Source organism: Roseivivax sp. CAU 1753 (assembly GCF_054482575.1).
Window position 1 is genome coordinate 1 of record NZ_JBTLRF010000017.1, and the last position, 24,741, is coordinate 24,741.

A 24,741-nucleotide genomic window follows, 5' to 3' on the forward strand; every position below is an offset into this window, starting at 1 on the left:
ACTCGGCATCGGTCCATCATGACCCAGAGGGGTACGATCCATCCCCCGCTATCACGCCAATTTGCGCGATCAGCGTGATGGCTCCCATCATGCAACGGGAGCTGCCAAAATCATAAGACAAGAGTGGATAGGCGCCCTCGGACGGACTCCACCAATAAGCTCCGCGTTTGAAGGTGATGATCTTGCGGCGGCCACCTTCAAAGCAGGCCACCCGCAGCGTCTTGGGTTCCTTGCGTGACATGGGCGTCTCCGTTCTGCCTGTGGTCAGGCGGCCTCGGCGCTGCGCCCTGCCCTGCCCGCCTCCGATCTGGCGATCAGGTAGTCGCAGGCGCGCTGCGCGTCCGCGGCGTGCTTGAAGATCGCACCCTTGTCCGACCGAAGAACGCGCAGCCAGTTGTGGAGGTAGGCAGCATTCATCTCGAGCGTATGCGCCGTGAAGCCGAGCGTCTGACCCAGGAACACCGAGGTCAATTCCGCGACGATCTCCTCGCGCGCATAGTACGTGTTGCCAAACTTCGAGAATCCGAAATCACGGTTCAGTCGATAGGGGGCTTTCGTGGCATGGGCCAGCTCATGGGCCCAGACCCCGTAGAAATTCCGCGGGTTCTCGAACCGCGCGACCTGTGGCATGAAGACCTTGTCCACGGGCGGCAAATAGTACGCCTCCGTGCCCGTGAAGACGGTTGTGATGTCGATGGCATCGAAAAACGCCTGCATGTGCGGGATGGGCTCGGACGGCGTATACTCGGGCGCTGGCTCCGGGTCGGGGTAGAAACTGTCGGGCAAGCCCTCGATCTGGCAGGCATTGAACACGCGGTAGGATTTCTGGAAGCGGAAGATGCGGGCTTCCTCGGAGCGATCATCGCCATCGCTGCGGTCGTCATGGCCGCCCATGTCTTTGCGGCTTTGACCGTAGTAAACGACGACAGAGGACTTCTCGCCCTTGCGGACCTTTGCGTCCAACGCATTGGCCTGCGGCAACGTCATCCAGAAGGGAGAGCTGTGGCCCGCCATCACGGTGCGCATGGTCAGCAGGAAGTTGTTCACGCCCTGGTAAGGGTCGCCGCACACGCGCAGGGGGCGCGAGCTGCCGCCTGCCGTCCAGGGCTTGCGCCAAGGCAGGACGCCGCGCTCGATGATACGGATGATTTCGTTTGTGATGACCTCGGAGGCATCGAACTTGGGCATGCGGGATCGGGCCATGGCTGGCCTCCTTTCGAGTGATGATGAGAGGGAGTGGCGACTAGGTTGACCGACAGGGGCGCGGATCGTTGGTGATGCTCGCGCCGAGCTCTTCGAGCATGTCGATGTAGGTGGTCAGAGAAACGGACCTGCTGACACCCGAATGGTCAGGGTCGGCCGATCCGTACCGCGTAACTTGCGGCAGGGTCGCGAAAGCGATGACATCGGTGACGGGTCGAATGTCGATGAAGGGTGTCCCTCGTGCGACCGCAAGAGAGGCCAAGGGAAAGCGCTCGATCGGCGCGAGGGTCGACACGGTGGTCCAACCGAGGTGAATGAACGTCCCACCCTCTCCGCAGATCACATAAGCATTCGGTAATGTCCCCGCCAGCCTGAGATAGCCGAGATCACGCAGGACAGTCTCACGTTCGAGCTGCCGCGTCAGCGCCGTCTGACCAGTTCTGCGCAGCTCTTTATGCCGCCACCAGGAGGCAGCGGTCGCGCGCAAGACGCGCAAAACACCTGTTTGCATGGGAATGTCCTTCATCAGGAACGGCAGACCGGAACCCGGCCCGGACCCGTCCGAGGCACCCCAAAGTCCCTCATCCGTCAGTCACAAAACCCGAAGAACACTTTCCCTTTTCACCAGCCAATTGGTCTGGGGTAACTGCCGAGGGTCCGACACCTCCGCGGACCCCAGCGACTGCATGCAGTAAGTGCCGGTTCCGGTCCAAGATCGGCAAGCCATAACGGCAACTCCGGTCCGACTGCCGCAGTCTTTGGCATATTATCAATAACTTATCTGACGTTCTCGATCGGCAAAAAACGCGCCAACGGCGACTTCTCAAGCCCAAAAATTAGGGTTCTCGACGTTCAGAGTAATGGAGCGTTACGAACGATTGTCTGTTCCTGGTCGCGGGCTATGCCGCTGAAAGCCCCGCCGCGCTGACCGCGCTGGACGCGGAATGCTGTGCCCTTGCCGCCTCGGCGGAACGCCTGCTTGAGACGCGCATGCAAGGCCGCGCCTTCTGCCGGATCTTCGCGGATGTCTGGCCACATGGCGACCCCGGGGCCTTGGCCTATCCCGTGGCGGTCGGGCACGCCGCCAGATGCGAAGCCCTGCCGCCGCACCTGACCACGCAGATGTATCTGCAAGGCGTCCTGGCCAATTTCGTCTCTGCCGCCACGCGCCTCGGGGCGATCGGCCAGACCGAGGGACAGCGGCTGATCCGCGATCTGACGCCGCTGGTCCGGCAGGTTGCCAGCCGGGCGCAGGATGCGGGGCCCGCGGCGATGTCCTCCACCGCTTTTCTGTCCGATATCGCGTCGATGAAACACGAAACCCAATATTCAAGGATGTTCCGCACATGACCGCTATGAATGGACCCCTGCGGGTCGGCATCGGGGGGCCCGTCGGGGCCGGAAAGACCACGCTGACGGCGGCGCTCTGCGAGGCGCTGCGCGATCGGCTGTCGGTGGGGGTCGTCACCAACGACATCTACACCCAGGAAGACGCCGAGGCCCTGATGCGGCTTCAGGTGCTGCCCCGGGACCGTATCATCGGCGTGGAAACCGGCGGCTGCCCGCACACCGCCATCCGCGAGGACGCGTCGATCAACCTGGCCGCCGTGGCAGAGCTGGTGACGCGGCATCCCGACATCGACGTCGTGCTGATCGAAAGCGGCGGCGACAACCTGTCGGCGACCTTCAGCCCCGAGCTGGCGGATGTCACCATCTACGTCATCGATGTGGCCGCGGGCGAGGAAATTCCCCGCAAGGGCGGCCCGGCGATCACGCGGTCGGACATTCTGGTTATCAACAAGACCGACCTTGCCCCGCATGTGGGCGCATCGCTTGCGGTCATGGACCGGGACGCCAAGGTCATGCGGCGGGGACGGCCCTTCGTGTTCACCTCGCTGCGCACGCGCGACGGCGTCCGCGACATCGTGGCCCTTCTGGCCGCCATCGGCGGCATCGATGCGGGCGATACCGCGACAGAGGACAAGGCAGAAACGGCGGACGCCTAAGATCCGATCGCAGGCCGTGGCCCGCGACGGTACGGTCGCGCGCCCGGTCTTGGGTCAGAAGATATCAGCGGCTGGCCGCGCTCGGCGCGATGGCGGCGTCCTTCGGGGCCGACGGCGCATCTTCGTTTGCGACCCAGGGGCGGTATTCGCGCACCTTTTCGGCAACCAGCGTGCGGAAGTCGGCGGGCGAATTGATCCGCATGCAATGGCCAAGCTCATTGAGCATTTCGGCCACCTCCTCGGCTGACAGCGCGTATTCCTCGGCGCGCAGGATTTTGGGGTGCGGCGTGCCGCGCAGGGTGTCGTTGTCGATCAGCAGTTCTTCGTAGAGCTTCTCGCCCGGGCGCAGACCGGTGGTGATGATCTCGATATCGCCCTTGCCGGTTTCCGGGTCCTTCACGCTGCGACCGGACAACTCGATCATGCGCTTGGCGATATCGACGATGCGATGCGGCTTGCCCATGTCGAGGACGAAGACGTCGCCGCCTTCGGAATAGGCACCGGCCAGCAGCACGAGACGCGCCGCCTCGGGGATTGTCATGAAGAAGCGCGTAACCTCGGAATGGGTCACCGTCACCGGTCCACCGGCGGCGATCTGGTTCTGGAACAGCGGCAGCACCGAGCCGGAAGAGCCGAGCACGTTGCCGAAGCGCACCATGGAGAACACGGTGCGGCCCGACCGGCGATGCCGGTCTTGGATGACCATTTCGGCCATCCGTTTGGTCGCACCCATGATGTTGGTCGGGCGCACGGCCTTGTCGGTGGAGACGAGGATGAACCGCTCGATCCCGGCTTCGATGGCGGCGTCGGCGGTGATCATCGTGCCGATGACGTTGTTGCGACCGCCTTCCAGCGGATTGGATTCGACCAGCGGCACATGTTTGTAGGCGGCGGCGTGCAGGACGACCTGCACCTCGTATTCCGCCAGCGCCCAGGACACCCGCATCTTGTTGGTGACGGAGCCCAGCACGGGAATCACCTCGATGCCGCGCTTCTCGGCGACTTTGCGCAGGTCCTGATCGATGCTGTAGAGCGCAAATTCGCTGCGCTCGAAAAGTACGATCCGCTTGGCCTTGCAATTGAGAAGCTGGCGGCAAAGTTCGGACCCGATCGACCCGCCTGCCCCGGTCACCATCACGGTGCGGTTCTCGTAGGCGTCGTCGATCTCGTCGCTGGACAGATCGACCGCATCGCGGCCCAGCAGTTCCTCGGGCACCACGGTGCGATGATTGAACGTGCCGAGATTGCCGGCCATCATGTCGATGTAGGACGGCAGGATCTGCACGTCCAACGCGGTCTTGCGCACGTATTCCACCAACTCGCTGGTTTGCGGTTTGGACAGGGACGGAATGGCGATCAGGACGGTGTCGGCGTGACGCTTTTCGGCGATTTCGGTCAGTTTCGAGGGTGCCGACACATCGAGACCGGCGATGATCAGGCCGCGCAGGTTCGGGTTGTCGTCGACGAAGGCGACGGGCCGCGCTTCGGACGAGGCGCGCAGGGCGGATGCTAACTGGATGCCGGCCGCGCCCGCACCATAGATGATCACCCGCTTGGAATCGGTGTTGGTGGCCATGTGCTGGAAAAACTGCAACGCGAGGACACGGTAGCCTGCGCTGCCGAAAAAGCAGAACACGCCGAAAATGATCGGCACGGACCGCGGCCCCGGCATCGCGCTGAGGTAGAAAAAGACGCTGAGCATGATCGCGGCGGCGACAGCATAGCCGATGATGTTCTGCACGGCCTTGCTGTCGACCGACTGCAACTTGACGCGGTCGAGACGGAACATCCAGGCCAGTCCGCCACTGATGGCCAGAACCGCCACGAAGAGCGTCCAGTCAAGGGTCGGGACGAACTGCGGGTCGAGCGTGCCGTAGCGCAGAAACAAGGCCGCGAGCACCGCAGCCTGGGCAACGATGAGATCCGCGGAAATAAGCAACATGCGTTTTGTGCGGCGCGAAAACCCGAGCGCGAACTGAAGAATACCGGTCATGGGTACAAGCCAAAAATAATGAATGAAAAGATACGTCTGAGCAGCGCGACTTACTTAGCGGAAGACAAGCGACTTGGCTACGTTTTCGTGATGAGCGGCGGAATGCCGCCATCTGCCATCCCTGGTCTGGATCGCGTCAGGTTGCCGCTAGGGAAAGCGGTGTATCTTGCCAACGGACTGGAATCGGATGAAAAATCTTTGCTTTCCCGGGGGATAGGCCCATTCCCGAATGCTGCACCGCGGCGCCGCACGCTGCGCACGCAGTTACGTCCCGCGCCGCATGCTCTGTCCCCTTTTTTCCGCGCGATTTCGGTTGGCAATCGCGAATCATGCGAAATCAGCCTCTGCCCCAAGTTCAGAGACGCACTGATTCGCCCGTCTGTGCAGCGCGTTGCGCCGCCAGTCCCATGGCGACGGCCTTGGCACCATCGGCGAGGCTGACCTCGACCGGGGCGCCTGTCTGCAACACCGCCAGGAACTTTCGGTGCTGATAGAAGGTCGAACCGTTGTGATCGCCCGCATCGAGCAGTGCTGGGTCCACCGGCACGTCGAGCACCTCTTCGCCAGCCGGGTGCCGGGGGCTGATCACCACCTTCGGAACCGGCGGCGGGCCCAGCCTCTCGGGCCAGAAACGGGTCGGGCCGGGCACCAGCGCCTCGATCTTGCCGGAGGGGCCCGTCGCGCTCAGGTGTTCCTGATATTTCGACCCCTCGGCAAACATGCACAGCTCCAGCATCGCCCGCGCGCCGCTGTCGAATTCGACGATGGCGAAAGCATGGTCCCAGATGTCCGAGGCATGGCCCTCGTAGACCTCGCCCAGATGGTTCACCGCCTGCCCGCCCGACGCCATGACGCGGACCGGTTCCGCCCTGAGGATCACCCGCATGAGGTCGAAGAAGTGGCAGCATTTCTCGACCAGGGTACCGCCGGACGTGGCGTTGAAGCGGTTCCATGCCCCGACCTTGTCGAGAAACGGAAACCGATGTTCGCGGATGGTCAGCATCCGGATGCCGCCGGTCGCGGCATGGGCGCGGTCCAGCATCATGGCGATGGGCGGCATGTAGCGATATTCCATCGCCACCCAGATCGGCGCGGGATAGTCGCGCGCCAGACGCGCGATGCGGTCGGCGTCGGCGGCTTGGGTAAAAAGCGGCTTTTCCACGATCAACGGCAGCGGGCGAAGCGCGGCGACCTCTTCCATGTGGCGGACATGCAGATGGTTGGGGCTGGCGATCAGCAGGCAGTCAAGGTCTGCTCGGGCCAGCAGGTCGGCAACGCTGTCGACCATCACCGCATCGGGTGCTATGGCCCCCGCCCTGCCCCGCATCTCGGTATCCGGCTCGACAATCGCCGCGACCCGCGCCCCGCCCAGAAGCTGGATGTTGCGCATATGCTCCTGCCCCATCATGCCAGCGCCGATGATGCCGTAATTGATCATGCGCACCTGCCCCGATCTGTCATTTGAGCCGCGCGACGTAGCGCACATGTCGGCTGTCGAACCAGGTGCGCGAATATTCGATCCGGGCACCGGTGGCGCTTTGGGCCAGCCGTTCGATGAAGCCCGCGACCGCACCCGGCGCCAGCGTGAAATCCGGCGCGGCCCATTCGGGCACGGGGGCGACGCCAATGCGGTCCTCGGCGCGGGTGATCGCGACGCCAAGCGTTTCGCGGTAATAGAGGTAGAGCGACTCCGACAGGGCGGCGGGGTCGATGGCGGGCACCACATCCCCATCGAGCCAGATCTCTTCCAGCGCGGCAGGGCTGCCACCGACGCGGCGCAGGCGGCGGATGCGATGAGCCTCAGGCGACGTGCCGAACCCGGGGATATCGGCATCTTTCGGATGCCGCTCGACCGACATAAGCTCTGCGGTGGGCAAGCCGCCCCCGGTGACACGTTCGAGCCGGAACAAGGCGTAGACCCCCGTCTCCCCGGCGGCATGGCGCACATAGTTGCCAGACCCCTGGATACGCTCCAACAGGCCTTCCTGTTCAAGCCGGGCCAGCGCCTTGCGCAGGGTTCCGACCGACACGTCCCAGTCGGTGGCCATCTCGCGTTCCGGCGGCAGGCGCGCGCCATCGGCAAGCCGCCCCGACGCGATGTCGCGGATCAGGGTTTCGGCCACCTGCATGTAGCGCGGAAGGGAAGTCGGGTCGTGCATCGACGGCCTTGTCCGAAAATTGCTACACTATTGATGCACATCAATGACAATGCTACGCAAGGGGAAAGTCGCCCCCATCCCGCGCGAGGACCCCCATGACCATCGTTCCCGTCACGTCCGCCGATCTCGATGCCGCAGAGGTATCGTGGTTCGCGGCGCTCTGTTCCGACGATTACCAGTTTCTCGGCGTGCCCGACGGCGCGTTGCGGTCCAGCTGGGACCATTGCTCGGCGATCCTGAAAGAGGCCGAAGCCCAGGGCTTTCGCAATATCCTGTGCCCGTCTTCCTATCAGGTCGGGCAGGACGTGCTGTCCTTTGTCGCGGCGGGGGGCCAGGTCACCGACCGGATCAACATGCTGGCGGCGATCCGCTGCGGCGAGATGCAGCCCATCATGCTGGCGCGCACCATCGCCACCATCGACCACATGATGAAGGGTCGGTTGACGCTGAACATCATCTCGTCGGATTTTCCGGGCGAAAAGGCCGACAGCGGCTTTCGCTACCAACGCTCGCGCGAGGTGGTCGAGATCCTGAAACAGGCCTGGACCCGCGACGAGATCAACCATGATGGCGAGGTCTACCAGTTCAAGGGCGTCTGGACCGACCCGGCGAAACCCTATCAGCAGAATGGCGGGCCGCTTTTGTACTTCGGCGGCTATTCCCCCGCCGCGCTGGAGCTTTGCGGACAGCATTGCGACGTCTACCTGATGTGGCCCGAACCCGAGGACCAGCTGGCCGAACGGATGCGCGCGGTGCACGGCGTGGCCGAGCGCTATGGCCGGACGCTGGACTACGGCCTGCGCGTGCACATGATCGTGCGCGACACCGAGGCCGAGGCCCGTGACTACGCCGATTACATCGTCTCGAAGCTGGATGACGAATACGGCAAGCTGATCCGCGACCGGGCGCACGATTCAGGCTCTCTCGGGGTCAGCCACCAGGCGCGGGCGCGCGAACTGGCCGACCAGTTCGGTTATGTGGAGCCCGGATTGTGGACCGGGATCGGCCGCGCGCGGTCGGGATGCGGGGCGGCCCTTGTCGGATCGGTGGATCAGGTCATGTCCAAGATCGAACGTTATCGAAAAATGGGCATCCGGGCCTTCATCTTCTCGGGGTATCCGCATCTCGACGAATGCCGGCATTTCGGTCAGAAGGTTCTTCCACAGTTGAAGACCTGTTCGCTGCCCGAAGTTTACGGACGGGTGCCCGCAACAACGCCCGCGACGCCGCTTGGCGAAGGAGACCGTATATGAGTGTAAGCCGCATCTCGCTGGCCGAGGATCTGTCGCTGAGCCGCATTGTCTATGGCATGTGGCGGCTGTCGGATGACAACGACACCTCGCCCGGGCATGTCCGCGCCAAGACCGAGGCCTGCATCGAGCAGGGCATCACGACGATGGACCAGGCCGATATCTACGGCGGTTACGAGGCCGAGGCGGTGCTGGGCCACGCGCTGCGCGGCACCGATCTGCGCGACCGGATCGAGATCGTGACCAAATGCGATATCGTCGCCCCCGCGGGGCGCTATGCGGACCGGCGGGTCAAGCATTACGACACCTCGCGCGCGCATATCCTGGCCTCGGTCGATCATTCGCTGGAGCTGATGGGGATCGAGCAGATCGACCTCTTGCTGATCCACCGCCCCGATCCGCTGATGGACCACCACGAAACCGGGGCCGCGCTGGACGAGGTGATCGGCTCGGGCAAGGTGCGCCATGTGGGCGTGTCGAACTTCAGGCCGCATGACTGGACGCTGCTGCAATCGGCGATGAAGGCGCCGCTGGTCACCAACCAGATCGAATTGTCGCTGCTGGCGCATGACGGCTTCACCAACGGCGACGTGGCCTTCCTGCAGGAACGCGACATCCCGCCGATGGCCTGGTCGCCGCTGGGGGGCGGGACGCTGTTTGCCGAAAGTTCGTCGCAGTTGCGCGCGGCGCTGGACAAGATCGCCAAGGCGCAGGGCGTCGACGCGGCGGCGGTGGCGGTGGCGTGGCTGTTGCGGCATCCGGCGCAGATCCTGCCGGTGATGGGCACCAACACGCTGGAACGGATCGTGCGGCTTGGCGATGCGGAAGCCGTGGAGATGGACCGCGAGACCTGGTTCGAGCTTTATACGCTGGCCCTTGGCCACGAGGTTCCTTGATGGCCGACGCGATGCGCCCCGAGGCGCAAAGCTTCGTTCCGGGTCCCGATACCCGACGCGCCTTCCGCGACGCGCTGGGGCAGTTCGCCACCGGCGTGACCATCGTCACCACGCAGACGCCCGAAGGCCCGCTGGCCATCACCGCCAACAGCTTTGCATCGCTGTCGCTTGATCCGCCGCTGGTGCTCTGGTCGCCGGCCAAGGCCTCCAAGCGCTATGCCGCCTTTACCGAAAACGCGCATTTTGCGATTCACGTGCTGGCCGAGGATCAGGCCAGTCTCTGCCACGCGGTCGCCCGTGACGGGCGCGCGCTGCAGCGGGACATGCTGAGCGAAAGCGTCGATGGCGTGCCGCTGATCGAGGCCGCTCTGGCGCGCTATGAATGCCGCATCCACGCGGTGCATGACGGCGGCGATCATGCCATCGTCGTCGGCTATGTCGCGCGCGTGACCCAGCGCGAAGGCAGCCCGTTGTTATTCCTGAATGGACAGTTGGGAGGTTTCGCAGCACGTTAGGACCGGGCCGCACCGGTGGGACCGGACAGGTGGCCGCCGCAAAAGCGGCAAGGGAGGACGTGACGCCGTGGGACTGATCAAGGGCCTTCTCGCCCCGATCCGGATCTTCAACGACTGGGTGCTGTGGCTTGGGCGTGGCGTTGCCATTGTCGCGCTGGCGCTGATGGTCGCGGTGATCCTGGCGCAGGTCTGGTTCCGCTACGTGCTGAACAACGCCCTGCCCTGGCCCGACGAGGCCGCGCGCTTTCTGATGCTGTGGATGACCGGGCTGGCCGCGCCGTCGGGATTGCGCCACGGCGGCTTTGTCGCCATCGACATGGTGATCGAAGCGCTGCCCCGCCGCACTGCCGATATCCTCATCCTGGCCCTGCTTGCCGTGTCGATGACGGTGATCGTCATGGGCGTCCGTCTGGGGTGGGATCACGTCAATTCCGGCTGGCTGTTCGCATCCTCGTCGCTGCGCCTGCCGCTTGATCTGGTGGGCGGCACCACGGTCAAGATCAAGCTGGCCTGGATGTACATGTCGGTCTTCGTGGGCTTCGTGCTGCTGGCCATCGTCAATGTCGAGTTGATCCTGCGCCGCATCCTGGTCATCGCGGGGGCGGACCGCGGGCTGGTCGCGCTGGCGCCGTCCGATCTGCCGGAGGCCGAATAGATGCTGGTGTGGTTCCTGCCGGTTTTTCTGGTGTTCCTGATGATCGGGTTGCCGGTGTTCTTCGCGCTGTTGTTCGCGCCCGGCATATTGCTGTGGCTGAACGGGCAGGAACGCGACCTCGCGCTGCTCTATCGCAACCTTTACAACGGCATGGACAGCTTTCCGCTGATGGCGCTGCCGTTCTTCCTGCTGGCTGGCGAGGTGATGAACCGCGGCGGCATCACCGAGCGGCTGGTGCAGTTCGCGCAGGCCTTCATGGGCCATCTGCGCGGCGGCCTGGCGCATGTGAACATCCTGTCCTCGATCCTGTTCGCGGGGCTCTCGGGCTCGGCGGTGGCGGATACCTCGGCGCTTGGATCGACGCTGATCCCGGCAATGGAGCGGCAGGGCTATACCCGCCGTTTCGCCGCCGCGATCACCGCCGCCTCGTCGGTGATCGGCCCGATCATCCCGCCCTCGGGGATCATGATCATCTATGCCTATGTGATGGGGCAATCCGTGGCCGCGCTGTTCCTCGCGGGGATCGTGCCGGGCATCCTGGTCGGCGTCGGCTTGATGATCATGGTGCGGGTCATGGCCGACAAATACGACCTGCCCAAGGCCGAACGCATCGTCGAGCGCGGCGCGACCGTCGCCCCGGTGGAATACTGGGTCAGCTTCGTGCTGTTGCGCCTGAACCTCGCGGCGGTGTTCTACCTGTTGGCCGGGCTCTTGCCCGAGGGGCTGGGCGCGTCCGGCCTGCCGGTCTACCTCGGGATGCTGATCCCGGCGCATTTCCTGCTGATGTTCTATCGCACCCGGGTCGATCCGGATTTCCGCGCCGTCTGCAAGAAGGCCGTGGCCCCGCTGCAAACGCCCATCATCATTCTGGGCGGCATCCTGCTGGGCGTGTTCACCCCGACCGAGGCCGCCGCCATCGCGGTGCTTTATGCGCTGATCATCTCTTACGGGGTGCTGGGGGTGATGAAACTGTCGGATCTGGCGGATGTTCTGAAACGCTCGGCCATGGCGTCGGCGACGGTGCTGTTGCTGGTCGGCGCGGCGGTGGCGTTCAAGACCGTGGTCAGCCTGTCCCACGCGCCCGAGATCATGGCCGAGTTCATCCTGTCGCTGTCGGAAAATCCGCTGACGCTGCTGTTTCTCATCAATATCCTGCTGTTCATCGTCGGCATGTTCCTCGATGCGGGACCGGCGATCATCATCCTCGGGCCGATCCTCGGGCCGGTCTTTACCTCGCTCGGCGTCGACCCGGTGCACTTCGCCATCATCATGAGCGTCAACCTGACCGTCGGCCTTGCCACGCCGCCCATGGGGCTGGTGCTGTTCGTCGCCTCAAGCGTGTCCGGCGAAAAGGTCGAGACGATTTCAAAGGCGATCCTGCCGTTTCTCGCGGTCGAAGTGGTGGTCATCCTGCTGATCACCTACATTCCCGCCATCTCGCTCACCATTCCGCGACTCGCGGGATTCGTGAATTGATCAGCTCTACTTTTCAGGGAGGAAAACCATGCTGAAACAAACCCTTACATCGCTGGCCGCAGCCGCGCTTCTGGCCGCCACAGCCAGTGTCGCTGTGGCACAGGACTATACCCTGCGCGCCACCGCGACGTCGAACGACCAGGACGAGGATTACGACGGGCTCGTGATCTTCAAGGATTACGTCGAGAAGGCGTCGAACGGCGCCATCGCGGTCGAGCTGTTCATCGGCACGCAGCTTTGCGGCAACGGCACCGAATGCCTGCAGGGCGTGGCCGACGGGTCGATCGACATCTTCGTGACCACCTCGGGCGGGGCCGCGGGCATCTTCCCCTATGTGCAGGTTTTCGATCTGCCCTACCTGATGCGCGACGACCGTGTCGCCGAGGCGGTACTGACCAACGGCACCTTCACCCGCACCCTGCGCGACATGGCGCTGGAAAACTCCGGCGGCGCGATCCGCATCATGACCATCGGCAATACCGGCGGCTGGCGCAACTTCGCGAATACGAAAAAGCGAATCGCGATGCCCTCGGACCTCGAAGGCATGAAGATGCGCACCGTGGTCGCCGATCTGCCGCAGGAACTGGTCAAGACGCTGGGCGGCTCGCCCACCCCGATCCCGTGGCCCGAGCTGTTCACATCGCTGCAGACCGGCGTGGTCGAAGGCACCAAGAACGGCGTGACCGACATCATGAACATGAAGTTCACCGATGCCGGGCTGAAATACCTGACGCTGGACGGGCACGCCTACATGGCGGCGATCTGGGTGATGAACAACGAGGCGTTCACCTCGATGCCCGAGGACATGCGCCGCGTCGTGGTCAATGGCTTCAACCAGCTGCAGCAGGCGACCTTTGCCTCGCCCAAGCGCAAGCAACTGGCCGCCTATCAGGCCTTCACCGACGCGGGCGGTGAGATCTACGTCCCCTCGCCCGAGGAAATGACCGCCTTTTCCAACGCCGTGACGCCGGTCTACGACTGGTTCGCCGAGAACGTCGAGGGCGGCGCGGAGGTGCTGCAAGCCCTGCGCGACAGCGTGGCGGCCGCCGAGCAAGAGATCGACGCCCAGGTCGCGGCCGACATCGAGTAACGCGCGCGGCCCGCGCGGGAGGGGTCCCGCGCGGGTCTGCCACGGGGCCTTGGCCCCATCTTGACATCCACTGTCGGCAGCATTGCGACACTTTCGCGCATGACCCCGGCAGAAAATCCACCCAGCCTTGACGTTGCACGCCGCCGCCGCCACAGCACGCTGCAGAGCGGCATTCGATGCACAGTTTTTCGAGCAGTCCTGAAAGGCCCTCTTTTCAAGACGTGTCGACTTGGATAAGCGTTCAACCGTGAACGCTGTCATCCAGATGGAACGCCCGCGCCGGACTCACCCATTGAGCTCCGATGCGGTAGCCGTGTGGTGACCGCGTCATGGCGCGCGAAATCAACGAGGACGTGCGCTTCCGTGTCTTGCGAGCGCTCGAACAGAACCCGAACCTCTCACAGCGAGACCTGTCCCGCGAATTGGGCCTCAGCCTCGGCCTCGTGAATTACTGCCTTAAGGCGCTGGCCGAAAAGGGCCACGTCAAGTTCAACAACTTCCGTGCCTCCGACACCAAATTGCACTACGCCTACGTGCTGACCCCGAAAGGCATCGCGGCCAAACTGGCGCTGACCCAAAGGTTCCTGAAACGCCGCATGGACGAGTACGAAGCGCTGGAGCATGAGATCGAGAGGCTGCGGGCGGAGTTGCACGCTGAAAAGTGAAATGACAGGAATCAACCTATATAGCCATAGTCGAAACCTATGGCACGTGTAACGGAACGATTTAACGAAGAAGGCCAAAGATGCTGAGTGATAAAACAATTCTTGTAACGGGCGGCACCGGTTCGTTCGGAAATAAATTTATTCCAATGACGCTTAAGCGCTATAACCCAAAGAAGATCATCGTCTTTTCCCGCGATGAAATGAAACAGTGGGAGATGGCCAAGGGCTTTCAGGATGACCCGAGAGTACGCTTCTTCATTGGAGATGTTCGCGACCGTGACCGTCTCTACCGGGCATTAGATGGAGTTGACTACGTAGTTCACGCTGCGGCAACCAAGATTGTACCGACAGCCGAGTACAATCCGTTCGAGTGTGTTAAGACCAATATTAATGGTGCTATGAACCTGATTGATGCTTGTATCGACAAGGGCGTGAAGCGGGTCGTTGCCCTTTCGACAGACAAGGCGTCGAGCCCGATCAACCTGTACGGAGCGACCAAATTGGCGTCGGACAAGCTATTTGTCGCAGGCAACGCCTATGCGGGTGAACATGACACGGCATTTTCGGTTGTCCGATACGGCAATGTGATGGGCTCGCGCGGATCGGTCATTCCATTCTTTTTGTCGATCCGCGATCAAGGTGTGCTGCCGATCACTGATCCGCGAATGACCCGGTTTATGATTTCACTGGAACAGGGCGTAGAACTTGTCTGGCATGCTTTTGAGGACATGATCGGTGGGGAAATCTACGTTAAAAAAATCCCATCAATGAACATCACAGAAATCGCTCGTGTTGTGGCACCCGAAAGTTGTCAAGAAACTGTAGGTATCCGACCCGGCGAAAAGCTACATGAACAGATGATCGGTGTCGAAGATGCGCCGTTTACCTTTGAGTATGACGAGCACTTTAAAATACTACCGGCAATCAACGATTGGTCCGAAAGCCAAGAGCGGATCAAAAATGGCAAGCGTGTCAGCGAAAGTTTTTTCTACGCCAGCGATACAAATTCAGAGTGGATGTCGGAAAAAGATTTGCAAAAGTGGATAACCGACCATGCTTCTCAAATTGGGAAAATTTAAATGATCCCTTATGGCCGCCAGGATATCCTACAGGCAGATATCGATGCCGTAGTACAAGTGTTGAAGTCAGATTACCTGACCCAGGGTCCCTGCGTTCCTCGTTTCGAAGCCGCATTGGCGGCTCATGTTGGGTCCGGCGTTCACGCCGTTGCCGTTAACAGCGCTACATCTGCGCTTCATGTCGCTTGCTTAGCGCTTGATCTCGGACCAGGTGACATCCTCTGGACGTCACCCATCACTTTTGTCGCCTCATCCAACTGCGCTCTCTATTGCGGGGCAACGGTTGACTTCGTGGACATTGATCCCGCCACGTATAACCTCAGCGTCGACGCTTTGACCGAGAAACTTGCACGCGCCAGAATCGCGGGCAATCTGCCGAAGATCTTGGTGCCTGTAGCGTTATGCGGTCAGTCTTGTGACATGGCAGCGATACGTGAATTAGCGGATGAATACGACTTTGCCATCATTGAAGACGGCTCGCACGCCGTCGGCGGCAGCTACAGGGGTGAGATGGTCGGCTGCGGGAGGTATGCGGATATCACTGTTTTCAGCTTTCATCCAGTCAAAATCATCACCACCGCTGAAGGCGGAATGGCGATGAGCAATTCTGCCGAGCTTACGGCCCGAATGGAGCTCTTCCGTAGTCACGGTATCACCCGCGATCCCGCCCTGATGACTCGCGCCCCGGAAGGTCTCTGGTACTACCAACAAATTGAGCTTGGCTATAACTACCGGATGACGGAATTGCAGGCAGCACTTGGTTTATCACAACTAGAACGACTGGACGAGTACGTCGCCCGGCGGGCGAGGCTTGCACGGCGGTACGATGAATTATTGTCGGACCTGCCTCTTCAGACACCGTTCCAGATCCCGGATGCCAAGTCGGCGTGGCATCTGTACGTCGTTCGCTTGAACTTGGAGCAAATCGACAAATCCCACCTTGAGGTGTTCGAGGCGCTGCGTGCAGCGGGTATAGGGGTCAACCTGCACTATATTCCTGTCCACCTTCAGCCTTACTATCGAGATCTGGGTTTTAACCCAGGCGATTTCCCCGAGGCAGAGGCCTACTATGCCGAAGCTGTTAGCATTCCTCTCTTCCCGACGATGACAGAGGCCGATCAAGACCACGTCGTTCAGGCATTGCGGGAAATTCTTCGCCAATGAGGCTCGCAGTAATACCGGCTCGCGGTGGCAGCAAACGAATCCCGCGCAAAAATATCCGACCTTTTTTTGGCAAACCGATGATATCTTGGTCTATCGAAGCGGCAAGAAATTCTGGGTGTTTCGACCGAATTATCGTTTCTACGGACGACAAAGAAATTGCTGATACTGCGCGCGAGCATGGGGCCGAGGTGCCGTTCATTCGGCCCGCCGAACTGGCGAATGACCATGCGACTACTGTGCCCGTAATCCGCCATACCATAGATTGGTGTCGTGAACGCGGGCCGGAAGCGAAGTTTGTATGCTGCTTATACGCCACGGCGCCTTTCGTACAAGCGGACGATCTGCGCGCCAGTCTGGACCAATTGATTTCTAGCGATTGCGCATATGTCTTCTCTGCAACCGATTATGCGTTTCCGGTGCAGAGGGCGATGCGCCAACGGGCCGATGGCCGTGTGGAAATGTTGTACCCTGAGTATGCGCAAACTCGTTCGCAGGACTTGGAGCACATTTATCACGATGCGGGCCAGTTCTATTGGGGCCGGGCTGCCGCCTGGTCCGAGCAATCCCAGTTGATAGGACCGGACGCGGAGATTTTCCGGCTTCCGCGTTACCGTGTGCAAGATATCGACACGCCGGACGATTGGCAGCGCGCCGAGGCGCTTTTCGCGGTGCTGCAACGCAAATGAAAGTTCTTTTTCGCTGTGATTCTTCGGTCACAATGGGCAGTGGCCACGTAATGCGATGCCTGACTTTGGCTTCAGCGATATCCAAGGGCGGTGGCTCCTGCACTTTTGTTTGCCGAAATCTTCGGGGCAACCTCATTGACAGGATCAAATCCGACGAACACAAAGTGGTGACTCTGCCCGCCCCGCGTAATACAGTCGATAGCTGGTTGGGTATCTTATTAGATGAAGAAATCGCGCAAGTGCGGGACGCTATCGCGTATATGCCGCTCGACCGGATCATCGTCGACCATTATGGGCTCGATGCGGCATGGGAAACTGCGGTCGCTCCGCCAGGCTGCCCGGTAATGGCAATTGACGATATGGCTAACAGACAACATGACTGCGATATTTTGCTGGACCAAAACCTTGGACGCCAATACGAGGACTATGACGGGTTGGTGCCGGATGATTGCACGCGCTTAATCGGTACTCGGTACGCCTTGCTACGCCCTGAATTTGCTGCGGCGCGTAAGGCAAGCCTTGCGCGCCGAAATAACCCATCGTTGCAACATATCCTGGTGAGCATGGGTGGAATGGATGCCGACAACGCTACACAAGACGTTTTAGATGTATTGGCCAGCCAAGATGATCTACCCGAAGGTCTGAAGGTCACAGTTGTAATGGGCAGTGCTGCGCCATTTTTGGACCAAGTCCGCGCGCGCGCTGCCACTATGCCTGTAACCACCGTGGCTTTGGTCAATGTAAATGATATGGCAGCACTTATGTCTGAAGCTGACCTCGCAATTGGTGCAGCAGGAAGTACGTCTTGGGAGCGCTGCTGTCTAGGCCTGCCAACCTTGATGCTGGTGCTTGCAGAAAATCAACGCGAGAGCGCTGAAGCTCTGGCAAAGGCAAATGGAGCAACAATTTTAAGAAATTTCAAAGAAATGGATAGCGACAATTCCATTCGACATGAGATAAAAAACTGTCTGGACCCAAAAGTTTTGCGACGAAGGGCGGCAAGCGCAGCAAAAATTGTGGATGGTTTTGGGACGACAAGGGTTATTGAAATACTAACGAAAGAGGCTTCTAGATGGATGGAATAGCGCTAGATCGTGTAGGCTGCCTCCGCCAGTTTCGTGATGACGACCTCGAGATGGTTCTGCCATGGCGAAATATGCCATCGGTACGGGCAAATATGTATACTCAGCACGAAATTTCGCTCTCGGAGCATATTGAATGGTGGCGTCAAAAAAAGAACTGTCGCTCTGAAGCATATTTCATTTACGAGCACAGCGGCGAACCACAAGGCGTCGTGTCATTCAGCAATTTTGACGACACGGCAGGTACCTCTTTCTGGGCATTTTATGCAGGCCCTGCAGCGCCCAAAGGGACAGGTACAATTATGGAGTATTTGGCTTTAGAGCTTTATTTTTCTAAGTTCCGTATGCGTAAGCTCAGCTGTGAAGTTCTAGCATTCAATGTTCCGGTATTGAATTTACATAGGAAATTTGGATTCCTACAAGAGGGATGCTTCAAAGAACACGTAAGAATAGATGGACAGTACGTGGATGTACATCGTCTCGCATTATTCGGCACAAGCTGGCGTAAGGATAGCGAACGCATACTTGCGAAAATATTGCAAAGGATGAAATCGTGACACATCAAAAGATAACGATTGCCGGTCGTGAGATTGGCCCAGATCGACTTCCTTATGTAATCGCCGAACTTTCGGCCAACCATAATGGAGATCGAGAACAGGCGATGCGCCTTATCAAGGCCGCCAGCGAAACTGGGGCCGATGCGGTCAAGATCCAAACCTATCGAGCCGACACAATCACGCTAAAATGCAACGACGAATCGTTCCGCATAAGCGGAGGATTGTGGGACGGGCGCACACTCTACGATCTCTACGAGGAGGCGTACACTCCGTGGGAGTGGCACAAGCCCATGTTCGATTATGCGCGCGAACTGGGAATAACAATGTTTTCCTCGCCATTCGATCCTACCGCAGTTGATCTGCTTGAGGACCTGAATGCGCCCGCTTACAAGATCGCGTCATTCGAGGCCGTAGATATCCCATTAATCCGATACGTCGCCAGCACTGGCAAACCGATGATAATCTCCACCGGGATGGCCAATGCAGACGAAATTTCTGAGGCCATTGACGCGGCAACTTCAGCGGGCTGTACCGAGCTGGCTATCTTGCATTGCGTAAGCGGCTACCCTGCTAAGGCAGAGGAATATAATCTTGCCACCATTCCCGACATGATTGAACGCTTCGGGCTCGCAACCGGATTATCAGACCACACACTGGACAACACCACAGCGATCGCAAGCGTGGCAATGGGTGGTTCGATAATCGAAAAGCACTTCACGCTCGACCGTATGGGTGGGGGACCGGATGATAGTTTTTCCTTGGAACCTACTGAATTTAGGCATCTTTGCGAAGCGTCGAGAACCGCGTGGCAGGCTCGGGGTCGCGTAGATTACGGACGCAAATCAAGTGAGCAGGGAAACGTTATGTTCCGCCGGTCACTCTATGTAACCGCCCCCGTTAGTGCCGGACAACCGATCAGCGCTGATAATGTTCGTTCTGTAAGACCCGGACACGGTTTAGCACCGAAACACTATGATGCAGTTTTAGGCCGTGTGGCCGCGCGGGATCTCGCTTTCGGCGAACCTTTGACCTGGGACTGTTTGATGTGAACGCTGACTTTTTCGGGAAATGATGACATGCGCGTAGGTCTTGTCCCTTTATTTGGATGGATGCCCCATAGTGCGCATTTTGTTTACCTTGCACATGCGATCAAGGCATTGGGTCACGAAGTTGATGTGCTCACCTGTGATGGCCAGCTACCGACGTGCTATAATATTGAGATAAAGAGGCAAAACAGAAAAGCATTGCGCTGCGCAATCTGCCGTGCTTCCACCACATTGGTTGCGACGCAAGGCGACCACAGTTCTCGGCTGGGACAATTTCGCAATCCTTCGGCCAATGCATCCGCGCCGAGGGAATGGATTCATTCGTCGTTGCGCACTCTACATCGGATCGAAGGTGACGCGCTCTTGCCAAACCTCGCAGAGCAGCCTCAAGCCGAACGGTTGGCCGATGCCGTGGACCAAACTTTCGCTCGCATGCGACGTTGGATCGCCGAGCGTCAGCCTGACTACGTATTTCTATTCAATGGTCGTATGGATATCAGTCGCGCCATTCTCGAAGCATTGCGTGAAAGAAATGTGCTATTTGCCACTGTTGAACGATCTTTCGCTGGTCATGGAATTAACATTTTGCCAGGCGAGGATTGTCTCGGCTTGAAAGCGGTTCATCGTTTGACGCGAGCGACCCGCGACTCGCCTTTGCCTCCAACTCACGCTTGGACCGCAGGCCAGTTTTTACATGATCGTCTTATGGGTCAAACCAAGACCGAATGGCGCAATTACAGTGCCGACGCGACAAAGGGTAATTGGCCCCTCAATACCGCCGGCCCGCGATTTTTGATTCTTCCAAGCAGCATGAATGAAATTCAGGGCTCTGAAGATTATACGATGGATTGGGCCTCGCCTTCGGACGGGTTCGAAGCGATCGTTGCGCGTACCGGACTTAGCCCTTCGCAAGTAGTAGTGAGGGCACATCCCAACTGGGCAACTAACATCGGTGTCGCGCAAGGTGATAAGATCAGTCAATATTATTTGGATTGGGCACAATCGAAGGGATATCATTTTATTCCTGCCGAATCGAAAGTACGTAGCGCCGATTTGATGCGTGCCGCCGACCTGGTTGCGGTTTCGCACTCCTCAGCTGCGTTTGAGGCAGCCTCTGTCGGCCGTCACGTCTTGGCAGTGGGCACTGCACACTACTCAGAAGCTGGATTTGCCCACGACACGAGCTCTCTTGAAAAGCTGGACATCATCATTCACTCGTTGAAGCTTCGGCGCGGCCTGACCTTGGATGCGGAAAGGCAACGACGGTTGCTACGTTACATCCACACCGCAAGTAAACGGATACCGATGTTCGCTGACGCGATCGTGCCGCTAGACGCCCGCTATTGCGAAATGTATGCTGCGGACAACTTTGATCGTTTGAGAGATGTTCTTGCGGGACAACCGCTGAGCCTCGACCCGGACACGGAAGAAGGGTCAGAAATGGTGGAAGATGACGTGCTAGCCAAATTGGGCACGTCGAACTGGCCAGTCACTATTGATAGAGCCGCTGAACCCTTAATCCGCAAACCTTGGCCCGACTACCGAGGCCGACTGATCATGGATATCAGTCGGCGAATTTGGAACCACGGGTAGCAATCAGATAATTTCGTCGCGCTTACAGTTCCTGTCTTTCCTTATCTCTATTGGCGAAACAAATGAGAAAAACAATGTGGTGGGCGCGAACAACGTCAATGAATCTTGCGGCGGGCCTGTGCCGTTTAATGGGTCCCAAGTTTTCGGCGAAGTTGACCGCTCAGTCAATACGCTATGTACCAGGCACAAGCGGAATCAATTTCATGGTAATGATGCGCGCTTCCTTTGACAAGGACATCGCGGCGCTGTCGGAGCATACCGGCTTGGGATTTGTAATCGTACGAAAAGGTTTTGTCCGATTTCAGCAGATCTTCCTGCCAAGTGAGAGACGCGAACAGACTTACTACCAAACAGCCACCAAGCCATTCTCGGGCGATCGCGATCCACAGGCAATTTATGCAGCAGAACTTCTCGACCAAGCTCGGCGACACGCCCCCATCGTAGGTGTTCTTTCGGCAAATATCGATTATTGGCAAGATGTCGGTTTGAAATACCAATGTCGGAGGCAGAATCTGGTATTCGGGGTTCTGTGTCGAGAGAATGCCGTGATTCCCAAGATCGTTGCTCTCAACTATGCTCGCTATGCGGATTCATCTTATCGCTTCGATGGTGACTTTGTCGTCATGGCTGGGCAGATTTCGGCCCAGATGTTACGCGACGCAGGTGTGGCGAACCCCGATCGCATCTATGCCACCGGCCTACCACGCTATGACGTTTGGCATACCACCAGCGTAGAGCAGAATAGACAGTATATAACGCTACTGACTTTTTCCAAAGGGTACAGAGCTGATCATACCTTTCAAGAGGTACTGGACATATTTATTCAGTCAGCCACTTCGTGCACGAATTCGGACCTCACCTTTTTAATCAAGACCAAGGATGCCGAGGACACCCGACGACTGAAAAACACCCTCCGTCGGCGAATGAGCCCCAACGTCGTCATTGATGACAAAATCCCGATGACGAGGGCACTTTCCAGATCGCGGATAATTTTGGGCTATAACTCCTTGTCACTGATTGATGCCTTGCTTTCGGGAGCTAAGATTATCTTGCCAGGTTGGGGCGAATGCTTGACAACCGGCGAATTGTGTATGTACCCAAAGAACGAGCGAAGCGAACGGTTCTTTACGTACGCGGATACCGCCGCCACGCTAATCAGACTACTGAAGAGTGCGACCGTCGAGGCCCAACCTTGCATTCCTCCGAGTAAAGATATGTTGGCATATATTCAGCAATATGTAACATATGATCCAGAACGACTGAATGGTGTCGCCTTCGCCGAGATTGCCTGCGACTACGCCAAGAAACGGCAGTTGATTGGCTAAGCCTTTTGATCTCAGAAAAATCTCCTCCCCGTATTGGAACCCCCATGGTTGAAGTTTCCATCGTTATGCCCGCCTATAATGCCAGCCCGACGATTGCGGATGCAATTGCGTCCGTTCAGCGGCAGTCGTTCGAGGATTGGGAACTTCTAATTACCGACGACTGTTCAACGGATGACACTGTCGACAACATATCTCGGATGGCGCAAGATGATCAACGGATCAAGCTGTTGAAACATACACAGAACAAACGCGCATGGGGGGCGCGCAATTCCTCTATTCAAGCTGCCACCGGACGATATCTCGCGTTTCTCGACAGTGATGATCTTTGGACGCCAGAAAAACTTGAGCGTAGCCTAGACTTTTTGGCAGAATGCAAGACTGGTTTGATGTACACCGCATTTACTCGGTTTGACGTCGATCCCGAAGTGGTCTCGTCCAGCGTGGCCGTACCCAAGTCAATTGGATATTGGGGTTTGCTTGGCGATAACGTTATCGCTACGTCCACCGTTGTGATTGACCGAAATGTTCACCCCGACATCGTCATGCCAGAAAGCTATTATGACGATTTCGCCTGCTGGTTGTCGCTGCTGAAAGATGGGGCGCGCGCGTACGGCCTGAACGTTCCTCTGACACGCTATCGCAAGACGCAAGGATCGTTGTCTCGCAACAAGTTCAAGAGCGCCGGCAAAGTTTGGTACGCGCTACGGCACGAACAGGGCCTAAACTCGCCCGTCGCTGCGTTTTTCTTCGCCCGCTACAGCCTGAACGGCGTGCTGAAGCATTACCTGTCTAGTTGGTACCAATTAAAATACAAATCATGACAATGACAATGCCACATTGGGTCTTTTTGGGAGCGTCCGGACGTGTCGGCAAATTACTGGCCAATCATTGGCGACAAGTTCCTCAGCAGAAATTTTCGATTGATTACCAAACCAGGCGAACGGGATCAGCGGGCTTGCTATGGTCGCCTCTCGATGGTCCGGAAGCGTTTCTGAACTACGTTCGGCAATCATCTACGCCGACCGGGCTGTTCGTATTTTTGGGTGCCACGCCAGGGCAAGCGACAGATATGGACCTGAATTTGGCCTTGGCGAAAGCCACCTTAGACGCTGCAGCTGAAGCTGGCGTCTCGCGCGTTCTTTTGGCTTCCACATCGGCGGTCTATGGAGTCGGGGAGGAGCTACATGAAATGTCCCCCTTGCGACCGGTCAATGAGTACGGTCACGCCAAGGCGCGGATGGAAGATGCTTGCACACCCTATCGTAATTGCGGTGTCAATGTATGCTGTCTGCGGATCGGCAATGTGGCAGGCGCAGATGCCTTGTTGAAACACCGTAAGTCGAAGAACCCACGACCAATCGAACAATTTGAGGACGGTTTGGGGCCTAAAAGATCGTATATCGGACCTGGCACGATGTGCAGCGTTTTAGACAGCCTCGCTTCGCAGACTGAGCTCTTACCGGATTCGCTTAACATTGCAACGCCTCTTCCGGTACGCATGGCCGATCTCGCGGATGCCGCAGACATGGACTGGCACTACGTGCCTGCTTCCAGCCCGGCTAGTCACCAAAACATCACAATCGACTGCTCGCTGCTACAGACCTTGCACACTTTCGACCCCGGCGATAGTCAAGCCGGCAATATCGTACACCAGCTTTCGGATTTGGAATGACCGCCTCTAAACGTGCTTTCGACATTCTGGGCGCACTAACACTAGGTTTGTTGCTATTGCCATTGATCTTTGCGATTGCCTTAGCCATACGTATACGTGATGGCAGCCCGGTCTTTTATCTCTCTGAGAGAATGAAAACTCCAAGGAACAGCTTTCAGCTGGTCAAATTCCGCACGATGTCGCTCGCGCCTACCGACAGTGGAGTATCGGGTGGCGACAAAACTCGCCGTATTACGCGCACCGGTGCGGTGATCCGAAAAAATCGTTTGGACGAATTACCCCAGTTGTGGAACATTCTTCGTGGTGATCTCAGCTTTGTAGGGCCGCGCCCTCCGCTTCGCCAATATACCAACCGATTTCCAGAACTTTATAGTCAAGTCCTGAGGTCCCGCCCCGGCGTGACGGGAATAGCATCGGTCTATTTTCATCGGCATGAAGAGCTCCTGCTCAAGGCTTGTCAATCAGTGGAAGAAACGGACTCGGTGTATTGTCGATCCTGCATTCCCCGAAAGGCGCGCTTGGACTTGATCTATCAGCGCCATCGGAATCTTTGCATGGACATCGGGTTAATGTTTAAAACTGTACTCAAGGTTTTTCGCTAAATCGCCAAGCAAACCACTGAAATTTCC

25 protein-coding genes and 1 pseudogene are annotated in these 24,741 nt (G+C 58.7%); 20 read left to right on the forward strand and 6 right to left on the reverse strand.

Translation table 11 applies throughout. The annotated features are described in order from the left end of the window. Positions 1-16: 16 nt before the first annotated feature. Genes ACXYMN_RS19055 through ACXYMN_RS19065 form a run of 3 tightly spaced genes read right to left on the reverse strand, consistent with a single transcriptional unit; the run spans position 17 to position 1,729 of the window. Positions 17-241: a DUF6330 family protein gene (locus ACXYMN_RS19055; RefSeq protein ID WP_459015601.1), complete on the reverse strand. Its 225-nt coding sequence runs from the start codon at positions 239-241 to the stop codon at positions 17-19. A 23-nt stretch (positions 242-264) separates the two neighbouring features. Further along, on the reverse strand, positions 265-1,203 hold the full coding sequence (locus ACXYMN_RS19060; RefSeq protein WP_459015603.1) for an ArdC family protein: 939 nt from the start codon (positions 1,201-1,203) through the stop codon (positions 265-267). Positions 1,204-1,243: 40 nt separating this feature from the next. Next, on the reverse strand, positions 1,244-1,729 hold the full coding sequence (locus tag ACXYMN_RS19065; protein ID WP_459015604.1) for a hypothetical protein: 486 nt from the start codon (positions 1,727-1,729) through the stop codon (positions 1,244-1,246). Positions 1,730-2,082: 353 nt separating this feature from the next. On the opposite strand from ACXYMN_RS19065, the pseudogene ACXYMN_RS19070 reads away from it, so the two are divergent. Together ACXYMN_RS19070 and ureG are read left to right on the forward strand one after the other, a co-directional pair. Next, positions 2,083-2,553: pseudogene (locus ACXYMN_RS19070) on the forward strand (urease accessory protein UreF); the annotation flags it as partial. After that, complete coding sequence (ureG, locus tag ACXYMN_RS19075) at positions 2,550-3,209, forward strand: urease accessory protein UreG (RefSeq protein WP_459015606.1); 660 nt, start codon at positions 2,550-2,552, stop codon at positions 3,207-3,209. The pseudogene ACXYMN_RS19070 and the gene ureG, both read left to right, overlap by 4 nt. A gap of 64 nt (positions 3,210-3,273) precedes the next feature. On the opposite strand, the gene ACXYMN_RS19080 is transcribed toward ureG, so the two are convergent. The 3 genes from ACXYMN_RS19080 to ACXYMN_RS19090 form a co-directional block, all read right to left on the reverse strand. Then, positions 3,274-5,202, reverse strand: a complete 1,929-nt coding sequence (locus ACXYMN_RS19080) for a polysaccharide biosynthesis protein (RefSeq protein ID WP_459015608.1) — start codon at positions 5,200-5,202, stop codon at positions 3,274-3,276. Between the two features lie 355 nt (positions 5,203-5,557). Beyond that, a complete protein-coding gene (locus ACXYMN_RS19085; protein WP_459015610.1) occupies positions 5,558-6,640 on the reverse strand; it encodes a Gfo/Idh/MocA family protein in 1,083 nt (360 codons plus the stop codon). Positions 6,641-6,659: 19 nt separating this feature from the next. After that, positions 6,660-7,361, reverse strand: a complete 702-nt coding sequence (locus tag ACXYMN_RS19090) for a GntR family transcriptional regulator (protein WP_459015611.1) — start codon at positions 7,359-7,361, stop codon at positions 6,660-6,662. A gap of 95 nt (positions 7,362-7,456) precedes the next feature. On the opposite strand from ACXYMN_RS19090, the gene ACXYMN_RS19095 reads away from it, so the two are divergent. From ACXYMN_RS19095 to ACXYMN_RS19180, 18 genes are all read left to right on the forward strand, one after another. Continuing rightward, positions 7,457-8,614, forward strand: coding sequence for an LLM class flavin-dependent oxidoreductase (locus ACXYMN_RS19095; RefSeq protein ID WP_459015613.1), 1,158 nt, complete (start codon positions 7,457-7,459; stop codon positions 8,612-8,614). Next, on the forward strand, positions 8,611-9,507 hold the full coding sequence (locus ACXYMN_RS19100; RefSeq protein ID WP_459015615.1) for an aldo/keto reductase: 897 nt from the start codon (positions 8,611-8,613) through the stop codon (positions 9,505-9,507). Before ACXYMN_RS19095 ends, ACXYMN_RS19100 begins: the two co-directional genes overlap by 4 nt. Then, positions 9,507-10,022 carry a flavin reductase family protein gene (locus tag ACXYMN_RS19105; protein WP_459015617.1) on the forward strand — a complete coding sequence of 172 codons (516 nt, stop codon included), beginning with the start codon at positions 9,507-9,509 and terminating at the stop codon, positions 10,020-10,022. Before ACXYMN_RS19100 ends, ACXYMN_RS19105 begins: the two co-directional genes overlap by 1 nt. Positions 10,023-10,089: 67 nt before the next feature. Next, a complete protein-coding gene (locus ACXYMN_RS19110) occupies positions 10,090-10,677 on the forward strand; it encodes a TRAP transporter small permease (RefSeq protein WP_459015618.1) in 588 nt (195 codons plus the stop codon). Beyond that, complete coding sequence (locus tag ACXYMN_RS19115; RefSeq protein WP_459015620.1) at positions 10,678-12,153, forward strand: TRAP transporter large permease; 1,476 nt, start codon at positions 10,678-10,680, stop codon at positions 12,151-12,153. Positions 12,154-12,181: 28 nt separating this feature from the next. Further along, positions 12,182-13,243 carry a TRAP transporter substrate-binding protein gene (locus ACXYMN_RS19120; RefSeq protein WP_459015622.1) on the forward strand — a complete coding sequence of 354 codons (1,062 nt, stop codon included), beginning with the start codon at positions 12,182-12,184 and terminating at the stop codon, positions 13,241-13,243. A gap of 329 nt (positions 13,244-13,572) precedes the next feature. Further along, the gene (locus tag ACXYMN_RS19125; protein ID WP_459015624.1) at positions 13,573-13,908 is read left to right on the forward strand and encodes a MarR family EPS-associated transcriptional regulator; all 336 of its coding nucleotides are present in this window, start codon (positions 13,573-13,575) and stop codon (positions 13,906-13,908) included. 80 nt (positions 13,909-13,988) lie between these two features. Then, complete coding sequence (gene pseB, locus ACXYMN_RS19130) at positions 13,989-14,987, forward strand: UDP-N-acetylglucosamine 4,6-dehydratase (inverting) (RefSeq protein ID WP_459015626.1); 999 nt, start codon at positions 13,989-13,991, stop codon at positions 14,985-14,987. Further along, positions 14,988-16,151: a UDP-4-amino-4,6-dideoxy-N-acetyl-beta-L-altrosamine transaminase gene (gene pseC, locus ACXYMN_RS19135; RefSeq protein ID WP_459015628.1), complete on the forward strand. Its 1,164-nt coding sequence runs from the start codon at positions 14,988-14,990 to the stop codon at positions 16,149-16,151. Further along, complete coding sequence (gene pseF / locus ACXYMN_RS19140; RefSeq protein ID WP_459015630.1) at positions 16,148-16,837, forward strand: pseudaminic acid cytidylyltransferase; 690 nt, start codon at positions 16,148-16,150, stop codon at positions 16,835-16,837. Before pseC ends, pseF begins: the two co-directional genes overlap by 4 nt. Continuing rightward, positions 16,834-17,922 (forward strand): UDP-2,4-diacetamido-2,4,6-trideoxy-beta-L-altropyranose hydrolase, encoded by a 1,089-nt coding sequence (gene pseG / locus ACXYMN_RS19145; protein ID WP_459015631.1) that lies wholly within the window; start codon positions 16,834-16,836, stop codon positions 17,920-17,922. The genes pseF and pseG overlap by 4 nt, the downstream gene beginning before the upstream one ends. After that, positions 17,910-18,476 (forward strand): UDP-4-amino-4,6-dideoxy-N-acetyl-beta-L-altrosamine N-acetyltransferase, encoded by a 567-nt coding sequence (gene pseH / locus ACXYMN_RS19150; RefSeq protein ID WP_459015632.1) that lies wholly within the window; start codon positions 17,910-17,912, stop codon positions 18,474-18,476. Before pseG ends, pseH begins: the two co-directional genes overlap by 13 nt. Beyond that, positions 18,473-19,525 carry a pseudaminic acid synthase gene (pseI, locus tag ACXYMN_RS19155; protein ID WP_459015634.1) on the forward strand — a complete coding sequence of 351 codons (1,053 nt, stop codon included), beginning with the start codon at positions 18,473-18,475 and terminating at the stop codon, positions 19,523-19,525. The genes pseH and pseI overlap by 4 nt, the downstream gene beginning before the upstream one ends. A gap of 27 nt (positions 19,526-19,552) precedes the next feature. After that, a complete protein-coding gene (locus tag ACXYMN_RS19160; protein WP_459015635.1) occupies positions 19,553-21,115 on the forward strand; it encodes a capsular polysaccharide export protein, LipB/KpsS family in 1,563 nt (520 codons plus the stop codon). 203 nt (positions 21,116-21,318) lie between these two features. Beyond that, entirely contained in the window at positions 21,319-22,440 is a 1,122-nt protein-coding gene (locus tag ACXYMN_RS19165) for a hypothetical protein (RefSeq protein ID WP_459015637.1), read from the forward strand. Between the two features lie 44 nt (positions 22,441-22,484). After that, positions 22,485-23,261 (forward strand): glycosyltransferase family 2 protein, encoded by a 777-nt coding sequence (locus ACXYMN_RS19170; RefSeq protein WP_459015639.1) that lies wholly within the window; start codon positions 22,485-22,487, stop codon positions 23,259-23,261. Between the two features lie 8 nt (positions 23,262-23,269). Further along, a complete protein-coding gene (locus ACXYMN_RS19175) occupies positions 23,270-24,112 on the forward strand; it encodes an NAD-dependent epimerase/dehydratase family protein (RefSeq protein ID WP_459015641.1) in 843 nt (280 codons plus the stop codon). Continuing rightward, positions 24,109-24,714: a sugar transferase gene (locus tag ACXYMN_RS19180; RefSeq protein WP_459015643.1), complete on the forward strand. Its 606-nt coding sequence runs from the start codon at positions 24,109-24,111 to the stop codon at positions 24,712-24,714. Before ACXYMN_RS19175 ends, ACXYMN_RS19180 begins: the two co-directional genes overlap by 4 nt. The last annotated feature ends 27 nt before the right edge of the window (positions 24,715-24,741 follow it).

Coding starts and splice junctions, on each gene's coding strand:
- ACXYMN_RS19085 (WP_459015610.1), bottom strand. CDS start 6,640: ATGATCAATTACGGCATCATCGGCGCTGGCATGATGGGGCAGGAGCAT.
- ACXYMN_RS19175 (WP_459015641.1), top strand. CDS start 23,270: ATGCCACATTGGGTCTTTTTGGGAGCGTCCGGACGTGTCGGCAAATTA.
- ACXYMN_RS19065 (WP_459015604.1), bottom strand. CDS start 1,729: ATGAAGGACATTCCCATGCAAACAGGTGTTTTGCGCGTCTTGCGCGCG.
- ACXYMN_RS19090 (WP_459015611.1), bottom strand. CDS start 7,361: ATGCACGACCCGACTTCCCTTCCGCGCTACATGCAGGTGGCCGAAACC.
- pseB (WP_459015626.1), top strand. CDS start 13,989: ATGCTGAGTGATAAAACAATTCTTGTAACGGGCGGCACCGGTTCGTTC.
- ACXYMN_RS19095 (WP_459015613.1), top strand. CDS start 7,457: ATGACCATCGTTCCCGTCACGTCCGCCGATCTCGATGCCGCAGAGGTA.
- ACXYMN_RS19105 (WP_459015617.1), top strand. CDS start 9,507: ATGGCCGACGCGATGCGCCCCGAGGCGCAAAGCTTCGTTCCGGGTCCC.
- ACXYMN_RS19060 (WP_459015603.1), bottom strand. CDS start 1,203: ATGGCCCGATCCCGCATGCCCAAGTTCGATGCCTCCGAGGTCATCACA.
- ACXYMN_RS19115 (WP_459015620.1), top strand. CDS start 10,678: ATGCTGGTGTGGTTCCTGCCGGTTTTTCTGGTGTTCCTGATGATCGGG.
- ACXYMN_RS19120 (WP_459015622.1), top strand. CDS start 12,182: ATGCTGAAACAAACCCTTACATCGCTGGCCGCAGCCGCGCTTCTGGCC.
- ACXYMN_RS19100 (WP_459015615.1), top strand. CDS start 8,611: ATGAGTGTAAGCCGCATCTCGCTGGCCGAGGATCTGTCGCTGAGCCGC.
- ACXYMN_RS19080 (WP_459015608.1), bottom strand. CDS start 5,202: ATGACCGGTATTCTTCAGTTCGCGCTCGGGTTTTCGCGCCGCACAAAA.
- ACXYMN_RS19180 (WP_459015643.1), top strand. CDS start 24,109: ATGACCGCCTCTAAACGTGCTTTCGACATTCTGGGCGCACTAACACTA.
- pseC (WP_459015628.1), top strand. CDS start 14,988: ATGATCCCTTATGGCCGCCAGGATATCCTACAGGCAGATATCGATGCC.
- ACXYMN_RS19055 (WP_459015601.1), bottom strand. CDS start 241: ATGTCACGCAAGGAACCCAAGACGCTGCGGGTGGCCTGCTTTGAAGGT.
- ACXYMN_RS19125 (WP_459015624.1), top strand. CDS start 13,573: ATGGCGCGCGAAATCAACGAGGACGTGCGCTTCCGTGTCTTGCGAGCG.
- pseH (WP_459015632.1), top strand. CDS start 17,910: ATGGATGGAATAGCGCTAGATCGTGTAGGCTGCCTCCGCCAGTTTCGT.
- ACXYMN_RS19170 (WP_459015639.1), top strand. CDS start 22,485: ATGGTTGAAGTTTCCATCGTTATGCCCGCCTATAATGCCAGCCCGACG.
- pseG (WP_459015631.1), top strand. CDS start 16,834: ATGAAAGTTCTTTTTCGCTGTGATTCTTCGGTCACAATGGGCAGTGGC.
- ureG (WP_459015606.1), top strand. CDS start 2,550: ATGACCGCTATGAATGGACCCCTGCGGGTCGGCATCGGGGGGCCCGTC.
- ACXYMN_RS19165 (WP_459015637.1), top strand. CDS start 21,319: ATGGTAATGATGCGCGCTTCCTTTGACAAGGACATCGCGGCGCTGTCG.
- pseF (WP_459015630.1), top strand. CDS start 16,148: ATGAGGCTCGCAGTAATACCGGCTCGCGGTGGCAGCAAACGAATCCCG.
- ACXYMN_RS19160 (WP_459015635.1), top strand. CDS start 19,553: ATGCGCGTAGGTCTTGTCCCTTTATTTGGATGGATGCCCCATAGTGCG.